Origin of the sequence: Pseudomonas sp. PDM31 (genome assembly GCF_019218965.1) — a bacterium.
Classification (GTDB): domain Bacteria; phylum Pseudomonadota; class Gammaproteobacteria; order Pseudomonadales; family Pseudomonadaceae; genus Aquipseudomonas.
The window spans coordinates 38479-61664 of sequence record NZ_JAHUWS010000004.1 but is presented as its reverse complement, the minus strand read 5'-3'; the positions used below and the strand labels follow the sequence as shown (position 1 = coordinate 61664).

The 23186-nt window shown below is 59.2% G+C and carries 25 protein-coding genes and 1 tRNA gene; 6 read left to right on the top strand and 20 right to left on the bottom strand.

Annotated features, from left to right (window positions below; genetic code table 11):
- Nucleotides 1-92 precede the first annotated feature (92 nt).
- Both KW839_RS09135 and KW839_RS09130 read right to left on the bottom strand, forming a co-directional pair.
- On the bottom strand, nucleotides 93-458 hold the full coding sequence (locus KW839_RS09135; RefSeq protein ID WP_060543943.1) for a response regulator: 366 nt from the start codon (nucleotides 456-458) through the stop codon (nucleotides 93-95).
- 57 nt (nucleotides 459-515) lie between these two features.
- Nucleotides 516-1202 (bottom strand): Crp/Fnr family transcriptional regulator, encoded by a 687-nt coding sequence (locus KW839_RS09130; protein ID WP_218424136.1) that lies wholly within the window; start codon nucleotides 1200-1202, stop codon nucleotides 516-518.
- An 83-nt stretch (nucleotides 1203-1285) separates the two neighbouring features.
- Between KW839_RS09130 and KW839_RS09125 the strand changes: the two genes are divergently transcribed.
- The gene (locus KW839_RS09125) at nucleotides 1286-1804 is read left to right on the top strand and encodes a DUF962 domain-containing protein (protein ID WP_218424135.1); all 519 of its coding nucleotides are present in this window, start codon (nucleotides 1286-1288) and stop codon (nucleotides 1802-1804) included.
- Nucleotides 1805-1903: 99 nt separating this feature from the next.
- On the opposite strand, the gene KW839_RS09120 is transcribed toward KW839_RS09125, so the two are convergent.
- The 5 genes from KW839_RS09120 to oscA form a co-directional block, all read right to left on the bottom strand.
- Nucleotides 1904-2893: a sulfate/molybdate ABC transporter ATP-binding protein gene (locus KW839_RS09120; RefSeq protein ID WP_060543940.1), complete on the bottom strand. Its 990-nt coding sequence runs from the start codon at nucleotides 2891-2893 to the stop codon at nucleotides 1904-1906.
- A gap of 3 nt (nucleotides 2894-2896) precedes the next feature.
- On the bottom strand, nucleotides 2897-3766 hold the full coding sequence (gene cysW / locus KW839_RS09115; protein ID WP_060543939.1) for a sulfate ABC transporter permease subunit CysW: 870 nt from the start codon (nucleotides 3764-3766) through the stop codon (nucleotides 2897-2899).
- 13 nt (nucleotides 3767-3779) lie between these two features.
- Nucleotides 3780-4598 (bottom strand): sulfate ABC transporter permease subunit CysT, encoded by an 819-nt coding sequence (cysT, locus tag KW839_RS09110; RefSeq protein WP_060543938.1) that lies wholly within the window; start codon nucleotides 4596-4598, stop codon nucleotides 3780-3782.
- A 181-nt stretch (nucleotides 4599-4779) separates the two neighbouring features.
- On the bottom strand, nucleotides 4780-5793 hold the full coding sequence (locus tag KW839_RS09105) for a sulfate ABC transporter substrate-binding protein (RefSeq protein WP_060543937.1): 1014 nt from the start codon (nucleotides 5791-5793) through the stop codon (nucleotides 4780-4782).
- An 80-nt stretch (nucleotides 5794-5873) separates the two neighbouring features.
- Nucleotides 5874-6056 (bottom strand): sulfur starvation response protein OscA, encoded by a 183-nt coding sequence (oscA, locus tag KW839_RS09100; protein ID WP_007975618.1) that lies wholly within the window; start codon nucleotides 6054-6056, stop codon nucleotides 5874-5876.
- A 529-nt stretch (nucleotides 6057-6585) separates the two neighbouring features.
- On the opposite strand from oscA, the gene desA reads away from it, so the two are divergent.
- Nucleotides 6586-7770 (top strand): delta-9 fatty acid desaturase DesA, encoded by a 1185-nt coding sequence (gene desA / locus KW839_RS09095; RefSeq protein ID WP_060543936.1) that lies wholly within the window; start codon nucleotides 6586-6588, stop codon nucleotides 7768-7770.
- 96 nt (nucleotides 7771-7866) lie between these two features.
- Here desA and KW839_RS09090 read toward each other — a convergent pair whose 3' ends face one another.
- From KW839_RS09090 to gabD, 3 genes are all read right to left on the bottom strand, one after another.
- The gene (locus KW839_RS09090; RefSeq protein WP_218424134.1) at nucleotides 7867-9081 is read right to left on the bottom strand and encodes a response regulator; all 1215 of its coding nucleotides are present in this window, start codon (nucleotides 9079-9081) and stop codon (nucleotides 7867-7869) included.
- 136 nt (nucleotides 9082-9217) lie between these two features.
- Nucleotides 9218-10495, bottom strand: coding sequence for a 4-aminobutyrate--2-oxoglutarate transaminase (gabT, locus tag KW839_RS09085; RefSeq protein ID WP_218424133.1), 1278 nt, complete (start codon nucleotides 10493-10495; stop codon nucleotides 9218-9220).
- 199 nt (nucleotides 10496-10694) lie between these two features.
- On the bottom strand, nucleotides 10695-12137 hold the full coding sequence (gene gabD, locus KW839_RS09080) for an NADP-dependent succinate-semialdehyde dehydrogenase (RefSeq protein ID WP_060543933.1): 1443 nt from the start codon (nucleotides 12135-12137) through the stop codon (nucleotides 10695-10697).
- Nucleotides 12138-12486: 349 nt separating this feature from the next.
- On the opposite strand from gabD, the gene KW839_RS09075 reads away from it, so the two are divergent.
- Nucleotides 12487-12563 (top strand) — tRNA-Arg (locus KW839_RS09075).
- 96 nt (nucleotides 12564-12659) lie between these two features.
- On the opposite strand, the gene KW839_RS09070 is transcribed toward KW839_RS09075, so the two are convergent.
- Nucleotides 12660-12797, bottom strand: coding sequence for a hypothetical protein (locus tag KW839_RS09070; RefSeq protein ID WP_218424132.1), 138 nt, complete (start codon nucleotides 12795-12797; stop codon nucleotides 12660-12662).
- A 79-nt stretch (nucleotides 12798-12876) separates the two neighbouring features.
- Between KW839_RS09070 and KW839_RS09065 the strand changes: the two genes are divergently transcribed.
- From KW839_RS09065 to KW839_RS09055, 3 genes are all read left to right on the top strand, one after another.
- Complete coding sequence (locus KW839_RS09065) at nucleotides 12877-13428, top strand: hypothetical protein (protein ID WP_256352593.1); 552 nt, start codon at nucleotides 12877-12879, stop codon at nucleotides 13426-13428.
- A 10-nt stretch (nucleotides 13429-13438) separates the two neighbouring features.
- Nucleotides 13439-13969 (top strand): DUF5384 family protein, encoded by a 531-nt coding sequence (locus tag KW839_RS09060; protein WP_218424131.1) that lies wholly within the window; start codon nucleotides 13439-13441, stop codon nucleotides 13967-13969.
- Between the two features lie 61 nt (nucleotides 13970-14030).
- The gene (locus tag KW839_RS09055; protein ID WP_218424130.1) at nucleotides 14031-14360 is read left to right on the top strand and encodes a hypothetical protein; all 330 of its coding nucleotides are present in this window, start codon (nucleotides 14031-14033) and stop codon (nucleotides 14358-14360) included.
- Nucleotides 14361-14422: 62 nt separating this feature from the next.
- On the opposite strand, the gene KW839_RS09050 is transcribed toward KW839_RS09055, so the two are convergent.
- From KW839_RS09050 to KW839_RS09010, 9 genes are all read right to left on the bottom strand, one after another.
- Nucleotides 14423-14692, bottom strand: a complete 270-nt coding sequence (locus tag KW839_RS09050) for a hypothetical protein (protein ID WP_256352592.1) — start codon at nucleotides 14690-14692, stop codon at nucleotides 14423-14425.
- A 28-nt stretch (nucleotides 14693-14720) separates the two neighbouring features.
- Nucleotides 14721-15281 carry a YbhB/YbcL family Raf kinase inhibitor-like protein gene (locus tag KW839_RS09045; RefSeq protein ID WP_218424128.1) on the bottom strand — a complete coding sequence of 187 codons (561 nt, stop codon included), beginning with the start codon at nucleotides 15279-15281 and terminating at the stop codon, nucleotides 14721-14723.
- 347 nt (nucleotides 15282-15628) lie between these two features.
- Nucleotides 15629-17134, bottom strand: a complete 1506-nt coding sequence (locus KW839_RS09040) for a YdgA family protein (protein ID WP_218424127.1) — start codon at nucleotides 17132-17134, stop codon at nucleotides 15629-15631.
- Between the two features lie 283 nt (nucleotides 17135-17417).
- Complete coding sequence (locus KW839_RS09035; RefSeq protein ID WP_060543893.1) at nucleotides 17418-18053, bottom strand: hypothetical protein; 636 nt, start codon at nucleotides 18051-18053, stop codon at nucleotides 17418-17420.
- A 93-nt stretch (nucleotides 18054-18146) separates the two neighbouring features.
- Complete coding sequence (locus KW839_RS09030; protein WP_218424126.1) at nucleotides 18147-19595, bottom strand: efflux transporter outer membrane subunit; 1449 nt, start codon at nucleotides 19593-19595, stop codon at nucleotides 18147-18149.
- Nucleotides 19592-20479 (bottom strand): HlyD family secretion protein, encoded by an 888-nt coding sequence (locus KW839_RS09025; protein WP_060543891.1) that lies wholly within the window; start codon nucleotides 20477-20479, stop codon nucleotides 19592-19594. The genes KW839_RS09030 and KW839_RS09025 overlap by 4 nt, the downstream gene beginning before the upstream one ends.
- A complete protein-coding gene (locus KW839_RS09020) occupies nucleotides 20476-20685 on the bottom strand; it encodes a DUF1656 domain-containing protein (protein WP_060543890.1) in 210 nt (69 codons plus the stop codon). The genes KW839_RS09025 and KW839_RS09020 overlap by 4 nt, the downstream gene beginning before the upstream one ends.
- Entirely contained in the window at nucleotides 20682-22754 is a 2073-nt protein-coding gene (locus KW839_RS09015; RefSeq protein WP_218424125.1) for an FUSC family protein, read from the bottom strand. Before KW839_RS09015 ends, KW839_RS09020 begins: the two co-directional genes overlap by 4 nt.
- Nucleotides 22751-23179 carry a MarR family winged helix-turn-helix transcriptional regulator gene (locus tag KW839_RS09010; RefSeq protein ID WP_218424124.1) on the bottom strand — a complete coding sequence of 143 codons (429 nt, stop codon included), beginning with the start codon at nucleotides 23177-23179 and terminating at the stop codon, nucleotides 22751-22753. Before KW839_RS09010 ends, KW839_RS09015 begins: the two co-directional genes overlap by 4 nt.
- Between the last annotated feature and the right edge of the window lie 7 nt (nucleotides 23180-23186).

Here is a 23186-nt window from a genome sequence, read left to right as displayed (position 1 = left end):
ACAGTGCAAATCTTGCCTATAAACGAATATGCATTGTATTTAGTGCAGATTCAAGGCCGAGAGCAGTTCAACTTTGTGCAAAACTCATCGCGTCAACGCCCCCGATCCCGCCGCAACAACTTGCGCACCCGCGTCACCAGTTCGCTCACGGCAAACGGCTTGAGCAAGTAATCATCCTCGTGCAGCTCCAGACCACGCAGGCGATCCTCGATGCCATCGCGAGTGGTGAGAAACAGCACGGGCGTTGCGCCGAGCTTGCGGATCTGTTGCAACAACTGCCAGCCGTTGAGCCCCGGCAGCATGACGTCGAGGATGATCATCTCGTACTCACCGGACTCGATGAAACGCCGCCCGTCCATGCCATTGACGGCCACATCCACCGTATAGCTGGCCTCGCTCAAGCCCTTGGCAAGCCGTTCGGCGACCTCGGGTTCGTCTTCCACTAGCAACACACGCATGGCACACCTCAATTGTCGTCCTGACAGGCTAGGCGCCTTCGCGAGGAAAGCCCACCCTTAAAAGATCGCCAGCTCGCGCAACCGCTCGACATCAAGGATTTCAATCTCGCCATAACCAAGCTTCAAAATGCCCTGCCCCTGAAGATCCTTGAGGATTTGATTGGTGGTCTGGCGCGATAACGACAACATCGACGCCAACTGCTCCTGGGGCAGTTGCAGGACGCGGCGCGGCGGGTCGATCTCGCCGTAGCCCTGAGCGATCATCAGCAAACGGTGCGCCAGCCGCGTCGGGGCGGGCATCAGGCTTAGTTGTTCGAGATAGATAAAGGTCAGGCGCAGCTTCTGGCTCATCAACAAGGCCAGTTGCCGCCAGTGCTCCGGTTGTTCGGCGAGTAGCGCCAGCAGCGCAGCCTGCGGGATGTGCAGCAGGGCGCACTGGCCCAGGCCAAATGCATCATGGGTGCGCGCCTGGCCGTCGAACAGGCAGATTTCGCCGAACCAGTGCGGCGCTTCCACCACGCTGAGCAACGCCTCCTTGCCCTGCTCACTCACCGCGCCTATGCGCACCGCGCCCTCAAGCACCGCGTACAGGCCACAAGGCGGATCACCGCGCTGGAACAGGCGCTGGCCCGGTGACAAGCGCCGTACCCGGGCAACGGACAGCAGACTATCCTGTAGAGAAACAGGCAAATGGCTGAACCACTGACCGCGCATCAGGCATGGGCGCCAGACCTGCATATCCATGAAAACTCCTAGAGATTGTCGCCTGGCTGACAGAGCGTGAAGTGGCCCCGGGGCATGATCCATCAACCCACAGGAGAACAACAATGAAAAGCCTCGTCGACCACCTCAGTCAATACGCCGCCTACCATCGCGACCCACGCAACATTGCCACTCACTTCATCGGTATTCCGCTGATCATGGTCGCCGTGGCCGTTCTGCTGTCGCGTCCGCAATGGGGCGCTGGCTGGCTTTCACCGGCGGTGCTGGTGTCGCTGGCCTCGGCGTGGTTCTACCTGCGCCTGGAATTGCGCCTCGGTGTGGTGATGACGGTGTTGCTTGGGTTGAGTGTATGGCTCGGGTACGTGTTGGCCCAGCAAAGCACGATGGTGTGGTTGAGCAGCGGCCTGGCGATGTTTGTGATCGGGTGGGTGATCCAGTTTGTCGGCCATCACTACGAAGGGCGCAAACCGGCATTTGTCGATGACGTGACGGGGCTGATTGTCGGCCCGTTGTTCGTGGTGGCTGAACTGGCGTTCCTGCTGGGGATGCGCCTTGAGCTCAAGGAGCAGATCGAGGCGCGGGCAGGCGGAGTGCGGGCCAATCGCAAAAACGCAGCGGCCTGAAAGGTCTGTAGGAGCCGGCTTGCTGGCGATTGCGGTGAGCATGACACACCGCGTTATCGCTGATCGCTGGCAAGCCAGCTCCTTGTCTGTTGCCAGATTTTAGATGTTGGCGACTTTCTGCCAGACCTTGGGCTTGAAGAACAACGTCTCGCCCTTGGCCAGTCCGATCAGGCTGTCGTGATCCTTCACCACTTCGGCCTCGATCAAATCACTCTGCCCTTCGACCTTCAGCGTCACCCGCGTCGTCGCGCCCAGCGGGCGGATATCGCGCACTTGCGCCGCATGGTGGTCTTCCAGTTCATGCCGCGACAACGACACCTCGTGCGGGCGGAACAGCACGTGCTTGTCCTCGCCCAGGTGCAGACGGTTGGAATCGCCAAGGAAGTGATAAACGAAATCGCTCGCCGGGTTCTCGTAAACGTCGCCCGGTGAGCCGATCTGTTCGATCACGCCCTTGTTCATCACCACGATGCGGTCGGCGACTTCCATTGCTTCTTCCTGATCGTGGGTCACAAACACCGAAGTCAGGTTGATGTCTTCGTGCAGGCGCGCGAGCCAGCGGCGCAGCTCCTTGCGGACCTTGGCATCGAGGGCGCCGAAGGGTTCGTCGAGCAACAGCACTTTCGGCTCCACCGCCAGGGCCCGGGCCAGGGCAATACGCTGACGCTGGCCGCCGGACAGTTGCTCCGGGTAGCGATCCGACAGCCAATCGAGCTGCACCATGTTCAGCAGTTCATGAACCTTTGCCGCGATCTGGCTTTCGCTTGGGCGCTGATTCTTCGGCTTCATGCGCAGGCCGAAGGCGACGTTGTCGAACACCGTCATGTGGCGGAACAAGGCGTAATGCTGGAACACGAAACCGACGTTGCGATCACGCACGTCGTGCCCGGAGACGTCTTCACCGTGAAACACGATGTTGCCCTGATCCGGGGTTTCCAGACCGGCGATGATCCGCAGCAGCGTGGTCTTGCCGCAACCCGACGGGCCCAGCAGCGCCACGAGTTCGCCGCTCTGGATGTCCAGGCTGATGTTGTCCAGGGCCTTGAACGCGTTGAAATTCTTGCTGACGTTACGCACTTCGATCGACATGAATTATTCCTCCGCGGCGCTGGTGCGCAGGCGGTTAATACGGTTTTCGCTCCACTGCTTGAGCAGCAGGATGAAGAGCGCCAGGATCAGCAACAGGCTCGCCACGGCGAACGCGGCCACGTGGTTGTATTCGTTGTAGAGGATCTCGACGTGCAGCGGCAGGGTGTTGGTCACCCCGCGAATGTGCCCGGAAACCACCGACACCGCACCGAATTCACCCATGGCCCGGGCGGTGCACAGCACCACGCCGTAGATCAGGCCCCATTTGATGTTGGGTACGGTGACATGCCAGAACATCTGCCAGCCATTGGCCCCGAGCAGGCGCGCGGCCTCTTCCTCCTGGGTGCCCTGTTCCTGCATCAGCGGAATCAACTCGCGGGCCACGAACGGTACGGTGACGAAAATTGTCGCCAGCACGATGCCCGGCAGGGCGAAGACGATCTGGATGTCGTGATCCTGAAGCCACGGCCCGAACAGGCCCTGGGCGCCGAACATCAACACGTAGACCAGGCCCGCGATCACCGGCGACACCGAAAACGGCAGGTCGATCAGCGTCACCAGCATGCTCTTGCCGCGGAACGAGTACTTGCTCACACACCACGCGGCACTGACGCCGAATACCAGGTTCAACGGCACCGAAATCAACACGGCGATCACCGTGAGTTTCAGCGCTGACAGTGCATCCGGTTCAAAGATCGCGGTGAAGAACGCACCCAGACCAAGCTTCAGGCCCTGGGACACCACGATAAACAGCGGCAGCAATAGAAACAGCGCAAAAATCAGCCAGCCAAGACCGATCAGGATTCGCCGCGATGTCGCACTGCCACGACGGGCAGCATTCGAGGAAGCGGCAGCAATAGACGATTGGGACATGTTCTGCGCCTCCTTATGGGGTTTCGATGCGCCGCTGCAACAAGTTGATCAGCAGCAACAGGACAAAGGAAACCACCAGCATCAGTACACCAATGGAGGTGGCGCCGGTGTAATCGTACTGGTCGAGCTTGACCATGATCAGCAGCGGCAGGATCTCGGTTTTCATCGGCATGTTGCCGGCGATGAAAATCACCGATCCGTACTCGCCGACCCCGCGGGCAAAGGCCAACGCGAAGCCGGTGAGCCATGCCGGGAGCAGTGCCGGCACCAGAATATGACGGAAAACCTGTAAGGGTTTGGCACCCAGGCACGCCGCCGCTTCTTCCACTTCACGGGGAATATCGGCCAATACTGGCTGTACGGTACGTACTACGAATGGAAGTGTCACAAAAGTGAGGGCAAGGGTGATGCCCAGAGGGGTATAGGCGATCTTGAAGCCCAGATCGGCTGCAAATTGACCAACCAGCCCCGTGGGGGTGTACAGCGCAGTCAGCGCGATACCGGCCACGGCGGTGGGCAATGCGAACGGCAGGTCGATCATGGCGTCGATGACTTTGCGTCCAGGGAAGGTATAGCGCACCAGCACCCAGGCGAGCAGCGTGCCGATGATGCCGTTGATGATCGCGGCATAGAGTGCGGTGCTGAAGCTCAGCTTCAGCGCCGCCAGCACCCGTGGCGCCGAAATGATGGCCCAGAACTGATCCCAGGTTAGTTGGGCGGCATGTATGAACATCGCCGCCAGAGGTATGAGCACAATCAGGCTGAGGTACACCAAGGTGTAGCCCAGCGTCAGCCCGAAGCCGGGTATGACGGGGGAGATACGACGCGACATAAAAGTCCTTGGTTAAAAAGCGATCCGCTAAACCCACCCATGTGGGAGCGGGCTTGCTCGCGAAAGCAGTGTCTCAGTCAACGTAAATGCCGCCTGATACACCGCCTTCGCGAGCAAGCCCGCTCCCACATGCCAAGCACCGTAGCTGACTTGCATTGGGGCTTGTGGTGGCTATTTAAGATTACTGTGCCTGGTAGATCTGGTCGAATACACCGCCGTCATTGAAGAATTTCGGCTGAGCGGTTTTCCAGCCCCCGAAGTCCTTGTCGATGCTCACCAATTCCAGTTTCGGGAACTGCTGGGCGTACTTGGCAGCCACTTCCTTGTCCCTTGGACGATAGAAGTTTTTCGCCGCGATTTCCTGGCCGGCCGGGCTGTACAGGTGCTTGAGGTAGGCTTCGGCGATCTGCTCGTTGCCCTTTTTCTCGGCGTTCTTGTCGACCACTGCCACTGGCGGCTCGGCAAGGATCGAAAGCGAAGGCACGACGATCTCGAATTTGTCGGCGCCACCATCTTCTTTCAGGGCCAGGAAAGCTTCGTTTTCCCAGGCCAGCAGCACGTCGCCCTGACCATTGTTGACGAAGGTAATGGTTGAGCCGCGGGCACCGGTGTCCAGCACGGGTACATGCTTGAACAGGGTTTGCACGTATTGCTTGGCCTTGGCTTCGTCACCGCCGTTGGCTTTGAGGCCATAAGCCCACGCCGCGAGGAAGTTCCAGCGCGCACCACCGGAGGTTTTCGGGTTTGGCGTAATGACCGAGACGTCATTCTTGACCAGGTCACCCCAGTCCTTGATGCCTTTCGGGTTGCCCTTGCGCACCAGGAACACGATGGTGGAGGTATACGGCGTGCTCGCTTCCGGCAGGCGCTTCTGCCAGTCGGCGGGCAGGGTCTTGCCCAATTTGGCGATTTCATCGATATCACCGGCCAGCGCCAAGGTCACCACGTCGGCACGCAGGCCGTCGATCACTGCCCGCCCCTGCTTGCCCGAACCACCGTGGGATTGCTGGATCTTCACGTTGTCACCGGCATGGTCCTTCTGCCAGAACTTGACGAACTCGGCGTTGTAATCCTGATACAACTCACGAGTCGGGTCATACGACACGTTGAGCAGTTCGTAATCCTTGGCAACCGCGGAACCGGCGAACAGGGCACTGGCCAGGGCGGCCAAAGCGAAATGACGAATCGACGACATGGTGAAAGCTCCTGGAATTCTGGGCGTGATGGCTTTTTCTTATGGGTTGGAAACGGTTGCCGGCTTACAGATCGTCAGCCTCAGCCCGGCTTGTTGCCCGGCTGCTGCAAACGGAATTTTTCCTTGCGCTCGATCTGAACCACCTGGGCGTTGTGCACGGTGATTTCCACTGCGCCAAAACGCAGGTCACGCAAGGCACTCTGGATTTCACGCAGGATGGTGGCTTCGTCTTGACCGTCAACGCTACGCAGGGATGCGCTCATGGTGCTGCTCCTTCTACTGAGAGATTGCCTGGCAGTGGACGGCACTGCTTGTGGCTTGAGGGCAATAGTAGAGAGGCGCGGATATTCTTAAAAAGACTATTTAAGAATGTTTATATAACCAGAAAACATTATCTGATGGGACAAGGGCTTGCGCAGAACGAAGGTCAAAAGATCGCAGCCTCAGCCCCCCACACCGTAGTGCGCACCCTGCAGGAGCTGTCAAAGGCTGTGATCTTTTGATCTTTTACCGAATCACCGGCGCACGCCCAGCTAAATCATCGAAGAAACTGTTCAATAAATAGCCACTGAGCTGCAGCCAAACCACAGATAGCAACAGATAAAGCAGCGTTGCGAGCAAGGCAGCGCGATAGGTGGCATACATCCGGCGATCGATACCCCTACAAAAAAGTGGGAATTATAAATAAAAGACACATCCAGCCACTCTTATCTGAAAGGGTGACTGGTTTTCTCTGTGGGCTTAGTGATAATGCAATGGCTGTCTTTTTCTTTATCGAGGGCCCTATAGCCTATGTGGTACGAAGGTTTTCTTGGCTTGTCGCCCTGGTCTCTGGTGGCAGTCACCCTGCTGATGACCCACGTCACGATCATCGCCGTCACGGTCTACCTGCATCGTTACTCCGCCCATCGCTCCCTAGAGCTGAATGGGGGCCTCAAGCATTTCTTCCGTTTCTGGCTGTGGCTGACCACGGCGCAGAACACCCGCGAGTGGACCGCCATCCATCGCAAGCATCACGCCAAATGCGAAACCGTCGATGACCCGCACAGCCCGGTCATCAAGGGCCTGTCGACCGTTCTGCGCAAAGGCGCAGAGCTGTACCGCGCCGAAGCGGAAAACCCCGAGACCCTGCGCATCTACGGCAAAAACTGTCCCGAAGACTGGATCGAGCGCAATCTCTACAGCCGTTTCCCGCTGCTGGGCATCGCGATCATGGGCGTTATCGACCTGCTGCTGTTCGGCACCATCGGTATCACCATCTGGGCGATCCAGATGATGTGGATTCCGGTATGGGCCGCCGGCGTGGTCAATGGCCTGGGACATGCCGTCGGCTACCGCAACTTCGAATGCCGGGATGCGGCGACCAACCTGGTGCCATGGGGCATCCTGATTGGCGGTGAAGAACTGCATAACAACCATCACACCTATCCCAATTCGGCAAAACTGTCGGTGAAGAAATGGGAGTTCGACCTCGGCTGGGCCTGGATCAAAGTCTTCAGCTTTCTGCGCCTGGCCAAAGTCCAGCGGGTTGCGCCGATTGCCCACCGCGTCGAAGGCAAAGGCAGCCTGGACATGGATACCGCCATGGCGATCCTGAACAACCGCTTCCAGATCATGGCCCAGTACCGCAAGCTGGTGATCGGCCCACTGGTCAAACAAGAGCTGGAAAAGGTCGATCATTCGGTGCGCCACCAGTTTCACCGGGCCAAACGCCTGCTCTCGCGGGAAACCAGCCTGCTGGATGACAAACACCACGTGCGCATCCAGAACATGCTCGAGCACAGTCATGCACTGAAGGTGATTTACGAGAAACGCCTGGCCCTGCAGCAGATCTGGGTCAAGACCAGCTCAAATGGTCACGACATGCTCGCCGCCATCAAGGATTGGGTACACGAAGCCGAGGCCAGCGGGATTCAATCCCTGCGCGACTTCGCGGATCAGCTGAAGACCTATTCGCTGCGCCCTAACGCTGCTTGACTGTAACGAGGGCGCTGAACTGGCGCCCCCGGCCAAACCCGACATTAAACCCCTGTGGGAGTGAGCTTGCTCGCTCCCACAAAGGTTTGTGCTTGATCATTTTTTGCGCAAGCGCATCAACTCAGGCAAACCAATCTTGAGCAGGCGCGCCGTCCGGCTCGTTGCCAACGCCTCGACGCCCTCATGCTCGGTCAGACGCGCCAGCTGCGCCGCCACGTTCATCACCAGCGCTTCGCGCGAGTAAACCCCGCCACCGAGCTGATAGGCCGCTGCAATCAGCTCCCGCAGCTCCAGCGGCAGGCGCCAGCGAGTACGCAGCCCCGAGCCGTAGGCCGCAGCAAAATGCGCCAAGGCTTCACCCACTTCCTCCCGCTCGTCCAGTTCACCACCCGCCTGCTGCCATTCCTGCAAGCAGCGCAGCAATGCCAGATCACCGAGGCGATGCAACATGCCTGCGCAATAACAGCGCTCCTGATCCAGATCGAGCAGGCGCGCCAGCGTGCGCGCGTATTCGGCGGTATGCAGCGACAACTCCCAATAGCGCTCGGCATAGTCAGCCAGGCAGGGATCGCTGAGCCGGGCGCTGCGCTTGAGTGCCAGCCCGAGGATCAGGTTCATGCTTTGCCCGGTACCCAGGCGATGCAGTGCCTGGGCCAGGGTTTGCACGGCGCCACCCTGGTGCTGGGCGGCGCTGTTGGCGGCCGCTATCAGCACAGCGGTAACTTGTGGATCTGTGCGGACTTCGTCTTCCAACACCGTCAGATCGAGCCCCCCGGGATTGAGACTGCGCTTGACCGCCAACTGCACGTCAGTCATCAACGGCGCCCCCTCCGCCAGTTCGCGCCGACGCTCCAGGTACACCGACAGCGTCATGCCCGGCGCCAACGACGGAACCTCGCACGACACCTCGACGCCAGCATTGAGCAGCAAGCCCTGCAGCCGCCGGGTCAGGCTTTCCATGTTCAGGGGTTTGGTCAGGTAGGCCGTTGGTGCCAACGGCAAGGCTTCGCGCACACTGGCGCTATCGGCGCGCCCGCTCATCAGGATGAAGGGCAAAGGCGGCTGGCGTTTGCGCTGGCGAATGTTGCGCAGGACGTTCAGGCCATCGACGCCGGGCAGCTCCCAGTCGGCGATCACCAGGTCATAGGGATTGGCCGCCAACAGTTCCAGTGCCTGCTGGCCATCGGCGCACAAATCCAGCCGCGCATCGCAGCGCACGTTCAAAAGCACTTCCTTGAGCAGATCGCGGGACCAGGGGTCGGCCTCGGCGATCAGTACTCTCGGCACGGCGGGTAAAATGACACTTGTCATACTAGCGCTCCCTGGCAATGCCTGAACCTTAGCCAATGGCGGCCATTCGTTACAGCGCCAATCCACCCGTTGTGATTCAAGGGACGAAAAAAAACCCGCCGAAGCGGGTTTTTGTCGACCGGGTCACACTCGAAGATCAAAGCTCGGAGAAGCACTCTTCGATGATCGCCAGGCCTTTGTCCAGTTGCTCGTCCGGCGAAGTCAGCGGTACCAGGACGCGCAGAACGTTGCCGTAGGTGCCGCAGGACAGCAGGATCAGACCCTTGTCGCGAGCCTTGGCCACAACGGACGCCACCGCTGCAGCGTTTGGCTTGTGGGTGTCGCCGTCTTCGAACAGCTCGACCGCGATCATTGCGCCCAGGGCACGGACTTCGCCGATTACCGGGTATTTGGCCTGGATGGCTTTGAGGCCAGTGACCAGACGCTCGCCGACTGCTTTGCAGCGGTCCAGCAGGTGCTCTTCTTCGAACACTTCCATCACTGCCAATGCAGCGGCGCAAGCGATCGGGCTACCGGCGTAGGTGCCGCCCAGGCCGCCTGGAGCAATGGCGTCCATGTATTCGGCCTTGCCGCACACACCGGCCAGCGGGAAGCCACCAGCGATGGATTTGGCGAAGGTGGTCAGGTCGGCAGCAACGCCCATCTGTTCCATGGCGAAGAAGGTACCGGTACGGCCAGCGCCGGTCTGTACTTCGTCAGCGATCAGCAGGATGCCGTGCTGGTCGCACAGGGCACGCAGACGCTTCATGAACTCTTTTGGCGCGACGTAGAAACCACCTTCGCCCTGAACCGGTTCGATGATGATGGCAGCGATGTCACGCGGCTCGGCGTCGTTCTTGAAGATGCGCTCGATGCTGGCGATCGAATCGTCGATGCTCACACCGTGCAGTTCGTTCGGGTACAGCGCGCGGAATACGCCGCCTGGCATCAGGCCCATGCCGGCCGAGTAAGGCACGACTTTACCGGTCAGGCCCAGGGTCATCATGGTGCGACCGTGGTAAGCGCCGGTGAAGGCGATCACGCCGGCGCGGCCAGTGGCAGCACGGGCGATCTTGATGGAGTTTTCCACAGCCTCGGAGCCGGTGGTGACCAGCAGGGTTTTCTTGGCGAAATCACCCGGAACCTTGGCGTTCACTTTTTCACACACTTCCACGTACGGTTCGTACGCCAGAACCTGGAAGCAAGTGTGGGTCAGCTTGTTCAACTGCTCGGTCACGGCGGCGATGATTTTCGGGTGCACGTGGCCGGTGTTCAGTACAGCGATGCCGCCGGCGAAGTCGATGAACTCACGACCTTCAACGTCAGTCACGGTCGCGTTCTTCGCGGACTCGGCGAAGATCGGGTGAATCTGGCCAACACCACGTGGAACTGCATTGGTACGGCGGGCCATCAAATCAGCGTTAGTCTTGCTCATTACATTCCTCATTCGCCGCTCATCGGTCGGCGTGGTTCAAGGATTAAGCGGCGGGAAGGTGACTAAGGCAGCATGCGATGATCGACTGCCACAGTTTTCCCCGCCACAGAGAAAGTTCCGTTTGAAGCACGCAAAGGGTCAGCGCTCTCGTGCCCTTTGCGTTTCAAGCAATGCCCTGCCGGGCTGATGTCTTGCGAGCTTAGATGCCCAGGCAGAGGTATTTGATTTCCAGGTAATCTTCGATGCCGTACTTGGAGCCTTCACGGCCCAGGCCCGAGGCCTTGATGCCGCCGAATGGCGCGACTTCGTTGGAGATCAGCCCGGTGTTGACGCCGACCATACCGTATTCCAGGGCTTCAGCCACCCGGAACACGCGACCCAGGTCGCGAGCATAGAAGTACGAGGCCAGACCGAATTCGGTGTCGTTGGACATCGCGATCACGTCGGCTTCGTCTTTGAAGCGGAACAGCGGCGCCAATGGACCGAAGGTTTCTTCCTTGGCTACGGCAGCGTGGTTTGGCACGTTGGTCAGGATGGTCGGCTCGAAGAAGTTGCCTTCCATCGGCTTGCCGCCGGACAACACGGTGGCGCCTTTGGAAACGGCGTCAGCGATGTGCTCTTGCACCTTGGCCACAGCTTTTTCGTCGATCAGCGGACCGGTGGTGGTGCCGTCTTCCAGACCGTTGCCGATCTTGAGCTTGGCCACAGCCACTTTCAGCTTCTCGGCGAACGCGTCGTAGACCGAATCCTGAATGTACAGGCGGTTGGCGCAGACGCAGGTCTGACCGTTGTTGCGGTATTTGGAAATGATCGCGCCTTCGACGGCCTTATCCAGATCCGCGTCGTCGAACACGATGAACGGGGCGTTGCCACCCAGCTCCAGGGACACTTTTTTGATGTCCTTGGCGCATTCCGACATCAGTTGACGACCGATTTCAGTCGAACCGGTGAAGGACAGCTTGCGCACGATCGGGTTGCTGGTCAGCTCGCTGCCGATGTCCCCGGCGCTGCCGGAAACAACGCTGAAAACGCCAGCCGGGATACCGGCACGCTGGGCCAGTTCAGCCAGGGCGAAGGCGGAGAACGGAGTTTGCGAAGCAGGCTTGAGCACCATGGTGCAACCGGCGGCCAGGGCCGGGCCGGCTTTACGGGTGATCATTGCAGCCGGGAAGTTCCACGGGGTGATGGCAGCAGTCACGCCGATCGGCTGCTTGATCACGATCAGGCGCTTGTCTGGCTGGTGGCCCGGAATCACGTCACCGTAGATGCGCTTGGCTTCTTCGGCGAACCATTCGATAAAGGAAGCGGCGTAAACGATTTCGCCTTTGGCTTCGGCCAATGGCTTGCCTTGTTCCATAGTCATCAGGCGCGCCAGGTCGTCCTGGTTCTCGATGATCAGTTCGAACCAGCGACGCAGCTTGTTCGCGCGTTCCTTGGCGGTCAGTGCACGCCAGGCCGGCAGCGCCTTGTCAGCGGCTTCGATTGCACGACGGGTTTCGACAGCGCCCATTTTCGGCACAGTACCCAGAATTTCGCCCGTTGCCGGGTTGTTGACCTTGATCGTCTGACCATTGTCCGCATCGACCCAAGCGCCATCAATGAAGGCTTGCTGGCGGAACAACTGGGTGTCTTTAAGCTGCATGTCGGCTTTCCTTAACAGCACCGCAATAAATGCGGAGCAAATTATGATTGTAGAAAGGCGCCTCGATAGGCTGCCGTCAGGGAAATCATTCACCGGGCTGAAGCACATAAATAGCGCACGCAATGAACTCGCGCGGTTCAGCACCCAGACAAGAGCGTTTGAAATCTCAAACGAATCCTAGGATCAAAGGGGGTAAAGGACAATAGGCTGTTCGAAAAAAAGAACGAAAACGACGCTTTTGCCTCATTTTTTCTGATCAGCGTAGCAAACGCCTGTGACAGCTTCGAAAAACACAGGCGATTCAGCAGCATGGACGCCCGCAGTGCATATGAGTATCATGGCGCCCGCTGCACCAGTAGCTCAGCTGGATAGAGTACTGCCCTCCGAAGGCAGGGGTCGTGGGTTCGAATCCCGCCTGGTGCACCATATAGAAGAAACGAGAAAGCCTCAGGCCTTATGGGACTGGGGCTTTTTTGTGGGCCGGATATTTGCCTGACTGTAATGCGCGCGCCCTCCCCTCGTTCAGCAGTTGCTGAAAGCCGCCGCACCGACGTCGCCGACCATCAAAATCACGAACAGGCCAGCATTGAATGCAGCCTCCAGAGTCTGGCCATCCAGCCGACTTCCATACCGGTCCTGGCGACCAAAGCACAAATCCACAACCGCCTCCAAAGTTTTCTTGGCCTTCCCTTATTGAGTTTGATTAGAATGATGGCACATTGCCGCTAATCACAATGGATTGTCCCTTCCGGGATTTCTTACGCTCATAGAGATATTAGAAATGATGATGTTAAAACGCTGCCTGGTGCTGTCGATTGTTGCCGTTCTTGCTGGCTGCCAAACCAACGGTGAGGAGTATCAAGCAGATGTATTCGACGCCAGTCAGGTAAACACTCAGCAGGAAGCTAAAACCGTAAAAATCATTACGATTTCGCCGAGCAAGATCAAAGTCAGCAACGAAAAGAACAAAAAAGCCGCCATGATGGCGGGCGGGGTATTGGGCCTGCTCGGTGGTGCCGCACTGGGCAACACTAAAAACACCGACACGGCCATTGTTGGCGGTGTAGCCGGTGGTGCTGCCGGCGCCATGGCTGGCTCTCTGGTCAATGACACCACCCTGGTACCGGGCGTGCTGATTGGTTATTCCGAAAGCGGCAAGATCTACACCTCTACCCAGGTAGGTCGCCCTTGTGAGTTCAAGGTTGGCGAAATCTCACTGATGGTGATGACGATCTCCAACGAAACACGCATTCAGCCGAATGCGACCTGTCCAGAACCCAAGAAAAGCTAAGGGGACGGACATGAAACATATTGTTCTGGGCTCCGTTCTCGCACTGCTCACCCTGCCGACATTGGCAAACCAGTTCGACAGCCTGCATCAAATTGAACAGCAAACCAAACAGTCTGAAGCCGCCGCCGAGGCCGAACGCATCCGCCAGGCGTCAGCCGATCGGGCACGCGAAGAGGCTCGCAGCGCAGCTGATCGCAAGCAGCGGGCAGTGGCACAGCAAGCTGCGCAGCAAAGGGCTCTTGAGCAGCGCAAGACACAGGATCTTGAACATAAACGTGTTCAAACCCGTGAAGAAGGCTACGAAGACGAGTTGCGCGCACTGGAGTTGGAGGAGCGCCGTCTGGCACTGCAGGCCAAGCGTGCGCGCACCGCGCGCGCCAACGACTACATCGATGCGGAGTTGCGTGACAGCGCAGCACGCACCGACGTGATCCAGTCTGAAGCCGACTCGGCACGCAATGTGACCTCAGGCGCCAAGTCTTTGCTGGAAGATTCCGGCAAGGCTGAAGTCAACCGCTCCAGCCGTTTGTTCGGCGAATAATCTTCCTATCGATCTGCCCCGGACTTCGGTCCGGGGTATCCGTTACCAGAGATGAATTCATATGCTGCGTTTTTGTATGCTGATTGCCGCAGGACTGCTCCTGAGCGCCTGCTCCAAAGAAGATCCCAAAGCCCAGGTTCCAGCTGTCGATCTGCACGGACGCCTGGTGGTGGATCAGGAAATGACTAGCAGTCGTCAAGCCCAAGGCATCAATGGTGAATACTACAAGCGAGTCCTCACCGTTAATGGCCAGGATATGGTCTTTGCCGACTTCATCAAGCAATTTTGCGCTGACACCAACACACGCGACGAAACTTGCCTGAAAGCCTTTCGCATCAAGAAAATCGACGATGTCAGCGGCGCAACAAAATTTCTCCCCAATGGGCTCTAAGCCAGAAACAGCACATCAGGGCTTTTGCCTGGCCCCACAAAAAAACCGCCGAAGCGGTTTTTTTATTCTGTAGTCCAGTCGAATTCGTCGTACTCATCGTCGTCCTCGTCGTCCTCGAAAAACTCCTCTTCAAGGTCGTCGTCTTCAACAACGTCTTCTTCCGGCTGATTCAGCAGAAAATCCTTGCGACTCTCGGTAATCGCTCGCCGCAGTTCCTCACCCTTTTTCGGGCAGTTGAGCATTTGGGCGATGCGGTCGATTTTTTTTGCCACGGCATCCTCCAACGCATCGACTATGGCTCGATAGTGCGCGCTTTCGGGCCTGGATGCCAAATCGCCGCGCTTAACGCAGAAAAAATCTTCAGCGGTGATAACGCCGCACTACGCTGCTGTTTCGCAGCACATGACCTTTTATTTTTTCCAGCAGCTGCGCGCGGGTCAGGCCGGCGGGCAAGGCGTCCGGGGTAAGGTCCAAGGCATAAATCTGGATGATGTAGTGGTGAGCGCTGTCACCCACTGGCGGGCACGGGCCGACGTAACCCGTGGTGTTCTTGCTGTTGGTGCCGCCGATGCCCTCCAGCGCGGATTTTGCCCCTGCACCGGCCGGGATCTGTTGCGTGGTGGGCTTGATGCCGTAATGCACCCAGTGATCGACACCCTGGCCTTTCTGGCCGTCGGGGTCATGCATGACGATGGCATAGCTGCGGGTGCCTGCCGGGCCGGCGTTCCAGTTGAGCGCCGGGGAAACGTTGTGTCCGCCACAGCCGGCGGCATCGCTGGCGGCCGCCGCCGTGAACAAACGGTCATCCGATACACCAGGGATGTTCAGGGTGAATCGTTCCTGAGCCTGTGCCGGAAATTGCACGCAAAGAGCGACAGCCAACGCCGCAAGCCAAGGGTTCAATGAGGTCGATCGGGTCATACCGGAGCACCTTGTGCGTGTTGGGCCGTCGTCGGCGTGCAAACTATAGCCGGACCGTTCACGCCGTGGCACTGGGATTTCACTGAACCTCATGGCTGGGTCCAGACCCATATTTGAAACGTCCGCCCGCAGAGCGTTTCGTTGCCTGCGATGAAGAACGGGCCATGCTCTTGCTGGCGCAACGGATGAAACATCCATTGCCGACAGACGAGGCGTGGCGGCTGGTTCGCCGATAAGCATTGCGCGCACCAGATCCCCGTAGGAGCTGCTGCAGGCTGCGATCTTTTGATCTTTTAAAAGCAAAAGATCGCAGCCTGCGACAGCTCCTACACAGGCCAGCCCAACGTTTATTGCATCTCGCCGACACCACCGACTTTGCTCATGACGAAAGCGGCGAACTCTTCAACGGTCATTTTCTGGCCATTGAACTCCACCTGGTTGTTGGCGTAGTGCAACTTGGTGACGATGTTATTGCCATCCAGTTTCGCCAACTGTGAGCCGACCGCCATGCTGCTGAACATGTCCGCGGTGGCAGTGGCCTGATCGGCAATCAACTTGACGTCGGTCTGGCCGTCGAGTTGCGACTGCAGCGAGAGCACATCAACCAGCATGGGTTTGGACACTTGCAGATTGAAGTCCAGCAATGCGATCAGTTGTCGGACCAACTGATCGGTCGGCAGGTCGATCGCTTGTGGCTTGGTCAGGTCGAGCACCAGGTTGGCGCGGCTTTCACCGTTGGTGGTCTTGAACGACAGATTTTCCAGGGCAACCTGAGGACCTGCCGCCAGCACTTTCTCCAGACTGGACTTGAGCAGTGCCTCTTCGGCTTCGGTCAGTTGCAACTCCGGTGCCGGCAGCCCGGCTGCGATCGCTTCGGAGGCAGCCCTTTCATAGGGTTGCAGCTTGCTCTGATACACCTGCATCAACGACAGGGTTGCCGGAATGTCGAGGTTCTTCAGGCTCATGGCCATGGCCGCGGAACCGACGGCCTTGCCGTTCAGGGATACTTCGCCGACCTTGTAATCGGCACGCCCCGAGGCATTGGTGCCGGATTCTTCGGTCAGGTTCTTCATTTCGAACTTCTTGAAGTCGAGCACCGACTGCTTGGTGCCAAAGGTCGATTTGCCACTGGCCAGTTCCAGCACGTTCTCGCCGACATAGAAACCGTAAGTGCTTTTTGTCAGGTTGCTGGCCAGAGTCAGGCCGTTCAGCTCGACTTGCACCGGTGCCTGATCTTCGGAAACGGTGATCAGTTTAAGGCTGTCCATGTAGCCATCGGCCTTGACCTTTTTCGCCTGCGCGCTGGCAGCGACGTCGATGCTCAGGCCGGAGAACTTCATGCTGGATTTTTCATCCAGGGCCATTTCCAGTGGCTGCAATTGCAGTGTGCCGTTGGTGGCGTTGTCGTAGCCGATGTTGACCACGCCGGTCAGGGGCGATTTGTCCTTGGCGGCGGCAAACCACTTCTCGGTGAGCGGGGTCTTTTCCAGTTCATAGTGACTGGTCGCCATGACCGGCAACCATTTCAGCGACATCAGTCGCGAGAACGGCAGCGGGCCGTGTTCGATGTGGTCGACGAACTGCAACTCGAGTGGTGTTTCACCAAACATTTCGCCTTCGCCCTTGAGGCGGTAGTGCGCAGTACTGCTGAAGACATGACGTTCCAGCGACACCAGCTCCAGCGACGCCGTACCGTTGGAACCGACCATCGCGGCTTGCAGCTCTTTGTTGGCATCCGCGATCGAGGTGTTGAGCACGCCTTCGAGTTTGCTGCCGGTAAACCATGCACCGCCGGCGCTGATGGCTCCGATGACGACAACAATTCCCAGAAGCACGCCTGCTGATTTATTCATGTATGACCCGTTCAATGTCCGTTGCTGAAGGTGTCGTCGTCTTCCCTGCCCCCATGACGGGTTGCGGTCACGACTGCGCTGAAAGTGGGGTGCAGATTAGCATCAGGCGCGTTGAGCGGCCCAATGATTAACGGTGAAAGAGTGTCTTTGGGTTGGTCATCAAAAGCAGAGAATTGCGGTGGATGTTCTGGCGCCTTCGCGAGCAAGCCCGCTCCCACATTGGAATGCGATCTCCTGTGGGAGCGGGCTTGCTCGCGAAGGCGTCAGAACAGCCAAAACAAAATCAGGAATACTGAACCTCGATTTCATCCAGCTGATGATCAAAGCTTTTTAACCGCGCAGTCCAGGTGTACACCAACACCTCGAAGTCGCGATTGATCACCGCCCCGCCCGTCACTTCGGCGCGGGGGTCGCAGAAGTCCAGTTGATAACGTTCACGGGCCATGGCCGTGGCGACATCGGCCAGTTCCCGGGCATTGCTGAGCCAGTGCCGACCGTCGTCAGCCACTTGCCTGTCGAGCGCCAGGCATTGTTTTTTCAGGGTCTCGAGGCTTTTCTCCAGCGGCGTGCCGGTCAGTTCCCCCATGACCTCCTGAAACGTACGCCCAGGTTGCCAGTAACTGCCCCAGAAATAGCGGTCGAACACCGTTTCGACACGGCGCAGCGCAACCTTGGTGTCCCAGATCAGCACCAGAGTCTTGCCTTGTTCAAGCTGTCTTTTTTTGGTGCGTTGATTCTGGACCGACGCCCAGGCCACCACCGCAATGGACATGACCGCGATCAGCGCGATGGCACTATCGAGAAAGGCCAGCGCCTTATCAATCTGGTCAGCCAGCATGATGCCGTAGAAATAGGTCGCCGAAAGCAGCACTAACACCACCACGGCACACCAGAAGCCGAGAGCATAAGGGTTTTTCATTATTGGTTTCCCCATGACCTGCGCGAGCTTTGTGCAATAAAAGGGCGCTTTGCACGAGGCGCCCTTCCAACACTTCAAAGCATAGCAACGGCCTCAGGGTTTGCCGGGGTTCGACGCTTGCGTTCGTCCGCTTTCCCAGCCACCGCCCAAGGCGAGGAACAGATCGATCTGGCTCATCGCAACTTGCGTGTTCGCAGCAGCCAGTTGCGCCGTGACATCGGTGTAGGTGCGGGTCGCTTGCAGGTCCGCCAGGAACGACTCGCGGCCGGCCTGAAAGAAGCGGTGAGTCTGATCGGCGGCCAGTTGCGCCGATTGCGCGGCATCGGCCAGGGCATCGCGACGTTGCAACAACGCCGAGTACTGGGCCAGGCCGGTCTGGGTTTCACGAATGGCGTTGAGCACCACGCCATCGAAGTGCGCCAGGTAACCCTGGGTCGCGGCTTCCGCCTCGCGGATTCGCGCCCGCGCGCCATTGGTCGGCACGTTCCAGGTCAGGGATGGGCCGAAGCCCCAGCGGTTGGTGGACGGTTCGCCGAGGTTCTCCAGGAGACCGACGGTGCCCACGGTCGCGCCGATGCTGATATTGGGGTACAGCTCGCCAGTGGCAACGCCGATGTCGGCTGTTGCGGCAGCCAGTTGGCGCTCGGCCTGGCGTACGTCCGGACGGCGTTTGAGCAACGCGGCGCCATCGCCCACCGGCACCAGTTGCGCGATTTTCGGCAGCTCGGCACAGGTCGCGGTTCCAGCGGGTAATTGATCCACCGGCTTGGCCAGCAGCATCGACAAACGGTAAAGCCCGGCCTGACGCGCCGCTTCGTAACGCGGCAGGTCGGCGCGAAGTGATTTGAACTGGGTTTGTGAACGAGTCACCTGGGTTTCGTCGCCGCGCCCGGCATCGCGCAAGCGCTGGATCAGCGAGGTGCTCTGGGCTTGCAGGTCGAGGGAGTGCTCGGCGATCTCGCGCTCTTCGTTGGCTGCGCAAACCTGGGTGTAAGCGCGCACTACATCCGCCACCAGCGTGATGCGTGCGGTATCGGCCGCGGCTTGCGTCGCATCGGCATTGGCCTTGGCCGCTTCGATGCCGCGTTGCAGCGTGCCGAACAGGTCGAACTGGTACGACGCACTGATGCCGATATCGCCGATGTTGGCCACCGGCACTTTTTCCGGCAGCAGGAAGGCTTCACCGGATTCCTGCAAACGCTGAGCGCCCATTTTCACGCCGCCACTCCAGCCACCCATGGCTTGCGCCTCGTCGACCTGGGCGCGAGCCCGCAACAGTCTGGCCGCCGCCACCCGCAAATCGGTGTTGGAAGCCATGGCCTGCTGCACCAATTGATCGAGCAGCGGGTCTCGGTACAAGCGCCACCAATCGGCCGGCACGGGTGCGGAAACCACGGCTTTAGCATCCTTCGCCAGATCACTTTGCAGGTCTTTGCGCTGAATGGCCGCTTCCGTGGGCAAGTGATAATCCGGCCCGACCACCTGACACGCCGAGAGCAACAGGCCTAACCCGACGACGGCCAAACCCGAGGCCTTGCTCATTGCGCAGGCTCCCGATTGTTGTCATCGATGATTGATACTGTCGCGGTGCGACCGGCGATCATGCGGAAATCCTCAGGCACGTCATCGAAGGCGATCCGCACCGGAATCCGCTGTGCCAGGCGCACCCAGCTGAACGCCGGATTGACGTTGGGCAGCAGATTATTGCCGCTGGTGCGATCCCGGTCTTCGATGCCGGCGACAATACTTTCCACGTGCCCGCGCAGGCGCGCACTGTCGCCAACCACGCGGATATCGACGCTCTGGCCGATATGAATACCACCCAGTTTGGTTTCTTCGAAGTAGCCATCGATGTGGAACGAATTGCTGTCGACCACCGACAACACCGGCCGCCCGGCGCTGACGAACTCCTGGACTCGCGGAGCACGGTCGTTGACGTAGCCGTCCACCGGGCTGCGGACCACCGAACGGTCGAGGTTCAGTTGCGCGCTGTCCACTGCCACCTGGGCTTCCATCAATGCCACTTGGGCGCGGGCGACCCGGGACTGACTTTCCTCCAGTTGCTCACCCGGCACCAGATTGCCCAGCCCCTTGTTGCGCTTGGCCTCACGCTGGGCCTGGGCGAGGGTTTCTTCGCGATCGGCGACCGCTGCCTTGGCCTGACGCAGCGCCAGCTTGAAACGGTCCGGATCGATGCTGAACAGCACTTGGCCACGTTTGACCAACTGGTTATCGCGCACTTCTACTTGCTGGATCAGCCCGGACACATCCGGGGCGATTTGCACGACGTCGGCACGAATGTGCCCGTCGCGGGTCCAGGGCGCGAACATGTAATACATCACCATGCGCCACACCACGAAAACGGCGAAGCTCACGATCAACAGGGTCAGCACCACGCGACCAAAAGTCAGGAACGGTTTTTTCATGTCATCAGGTATCGACTGAGTGAGTCCACGGCGCCAAGCAGCAAGGCGTAGAGAGCCACGTTGAACAATGCCCGGTGCCAGACCAGACGGTAAAAGTGCAGGCGCGTCAGCACCCCGTGCACCAACAGGTACAACACGTACGTAATGCCCATCAGTACCAGCAGCGTAGGCAGGAACACCCCGTTGATATCCAGATCACCGATCATAAAGGCGCTCCATCGATGCCATGGGGAAGCGGCTCTTCAGGTTCGGCAGAGCCGACGAATTCGACACCTGGCAGCAATGCCAGGCGCAGGCCGCTCAAGGCGTGCAGCAGATGCCGACGGGTTTCGTCATCCCCGGCGCCACCAAGGGCGCGACGGGTGCGGTCGAGGGTCATCAGCAACGGGCCAGGTGCCGGCAAGCGCTCGTCGGCCTTGAGGCACGCCTTGAAGTAGTCGCCCACTTCGCTCACCACCTGACGCAACATTACTTGCGGCACACCACGAACACGCGGTGAATAGGCGAGCAAATCCAGCAGATTCAACGCCACCCGTACTTCCCGCAGCGCAATGCCGGTGTCCTGACCCGTCATGGCCAGGCGTGGCAAATGCTGCATCAGTCGATCGAGCATCTGCACGCCCAACTGCCGATGCTCGGCCAGCGTCGCCGGTTTGCTGAGACTGACGATATCGCGCCAGCTGAATCGGGTCAGGCGCTTGGCCGCCAGCTCGGCCCCGAAAGGCCGGGCGATCAACGTCCAGATGAACGCGAACAGCAAGCCCATTGGACCGGCCAGGTTGGAGTTGACGAAGCTGAGGAAGTCCGCGTCGTAGGCGCCCTGGATACTGATGAAAGACGACGTGTTGACCAGGGTCAGCAGCATGCCCAGATAGAACTGCGGCTTGACGGTCAGAGTGCCGATACAAATGAACGGCACGGCAAACGCCAGCACCAGCATCGGAAAGTCATGCAGGTTGGGCAGGACCAGAAACAGGTAGAGGCTGGCGAACACCACCGAGATCGCCGTCCAGAAAAAGAACCGGTAAATCTGCGGCGCCGGGTCATCCATCGAGGCGAAAAAGCTGCACGCCACCGCCGCCAGAATCACGGCGCCGCCGCCGTCGGTCCAGCCCAGCAGGATCCACAAGACCGAGGCGACAATAATGGCAGTGACGGTGGAAACAGCGGAATAGAGCATCAAGCCGCGATCCAGGAACGGGGTCAGCCGCCCCAGGCGCCAATGTCGATACACCGCGCGCCAGTTGTCCTGGCTGTCGCACTGGATGGCGTATTGCAGGCTGCGGCAGTCCTGCCATAAATCAACCCATTCGCCGAGGCGGTAAATGGCATTGGAGAGCAGCAGTTGCTTACGGTCATCCAGCGCTTCGGGACCCGGCTGTTGGGCCTCCAGTTGATCTTTGAGGGCTTGCCAGCGACTCGGGTCGGCATCCTTGTGCTCCAGCCATTCGCTGGCAGCGGCCGCCAGAGGCGCGAATTTTTCCACCAGTTCAGGCGTGCGCCGCTCCAGAGCATAGAGCGCGTCGTCGAGGTCATCGATTACCGGCAGCAGGTGGATCATTCTCCCGCGCAATTCCTTGGTGTTGCGTACCGTTTGCGGACCCGCGCCTTCATGGGGCAACTGGCCGATCATTAATTCGAGGGTGTTGAAGGTGGCAACCATGGACGTACGTAGCGCGCTGACTTCTTCGGGCTGCACATTGCGGCTGATGAAACGCAGGCTGTAGGTCGATGCCTCGGCAGACCATTTGCTTACCGAATCGTTGAATACCGGGGCCAGGCGTCGTGGCCAGAATATCGCGCCAACCACCGCCGCCACGGCAATGCCCAGAAAGATCTCTTCGGTCCGTGCCTCTGCGACGTCCCATACCCCCAACGGGTTATCCACCACCGGCAGGGCGATCAGCGGCAACGTGTAGCCGGCGAGCATCAGCGCGTAGTTGTTGGCGGTGCGCAGGTGCAAAGACAAGAACAGCAGCGTCCCGGTCCACAGCGCAATCACGACCACCAGCACATAAGGACTCTGAACGAACATCGGCACGAACAGCACTGCGGCCGCAGCACCGATGAACGTACCGATCGCACGGTACAACGCCTTGGAACTGGTCGGGCCGAGAAACGGACTGGAAACGATATAAACCGTGGCCATCGCCCAATACGGACGCGGCATTTGCATGAGCAGGGCGATGTACAGCGCGATCATTGATGCGGCGAAAGTGCGAACCCCGTAGAACCAGTCCCGCGCCGGGGGCATACCAGCAAAAAATCCTTTCAAGAGTGGGCCACCGATGGCGGCGTGGCCGCTTCAAAAGCTCTCAGTACCCGCAGCGTAGCTTCCAGATCGCTCTGGTCAATGCCATCGAGGACCTCATGACGCAGGCGCACCAGTTCGACTTCGACCGCCTGCACCAGCTCCCGGCCGGTCGCAGTCAGGCTCAGGCATTTGGCGCGGCGGTCCTGGGTGTCTGCGGTGCGGCAAACGTAGCCGTCATGGCACAACTGATCGAGCAGGCGTACCAAAGAAGGGCTCTCCATCCCTGCCGCCTGCGCCACTGTCACCTGCCGCACACCCTCACCCAGACGCCCGATCATCAACAACGGGACGGCACAGGCTTCGGAGATTCCATAGTTGACCAGCGTGGTCTGGCAGATTTTGCGCCAATGCCTGGCGGCCACCACCATGGAGCTGCTGATGTTCATCTGGAGG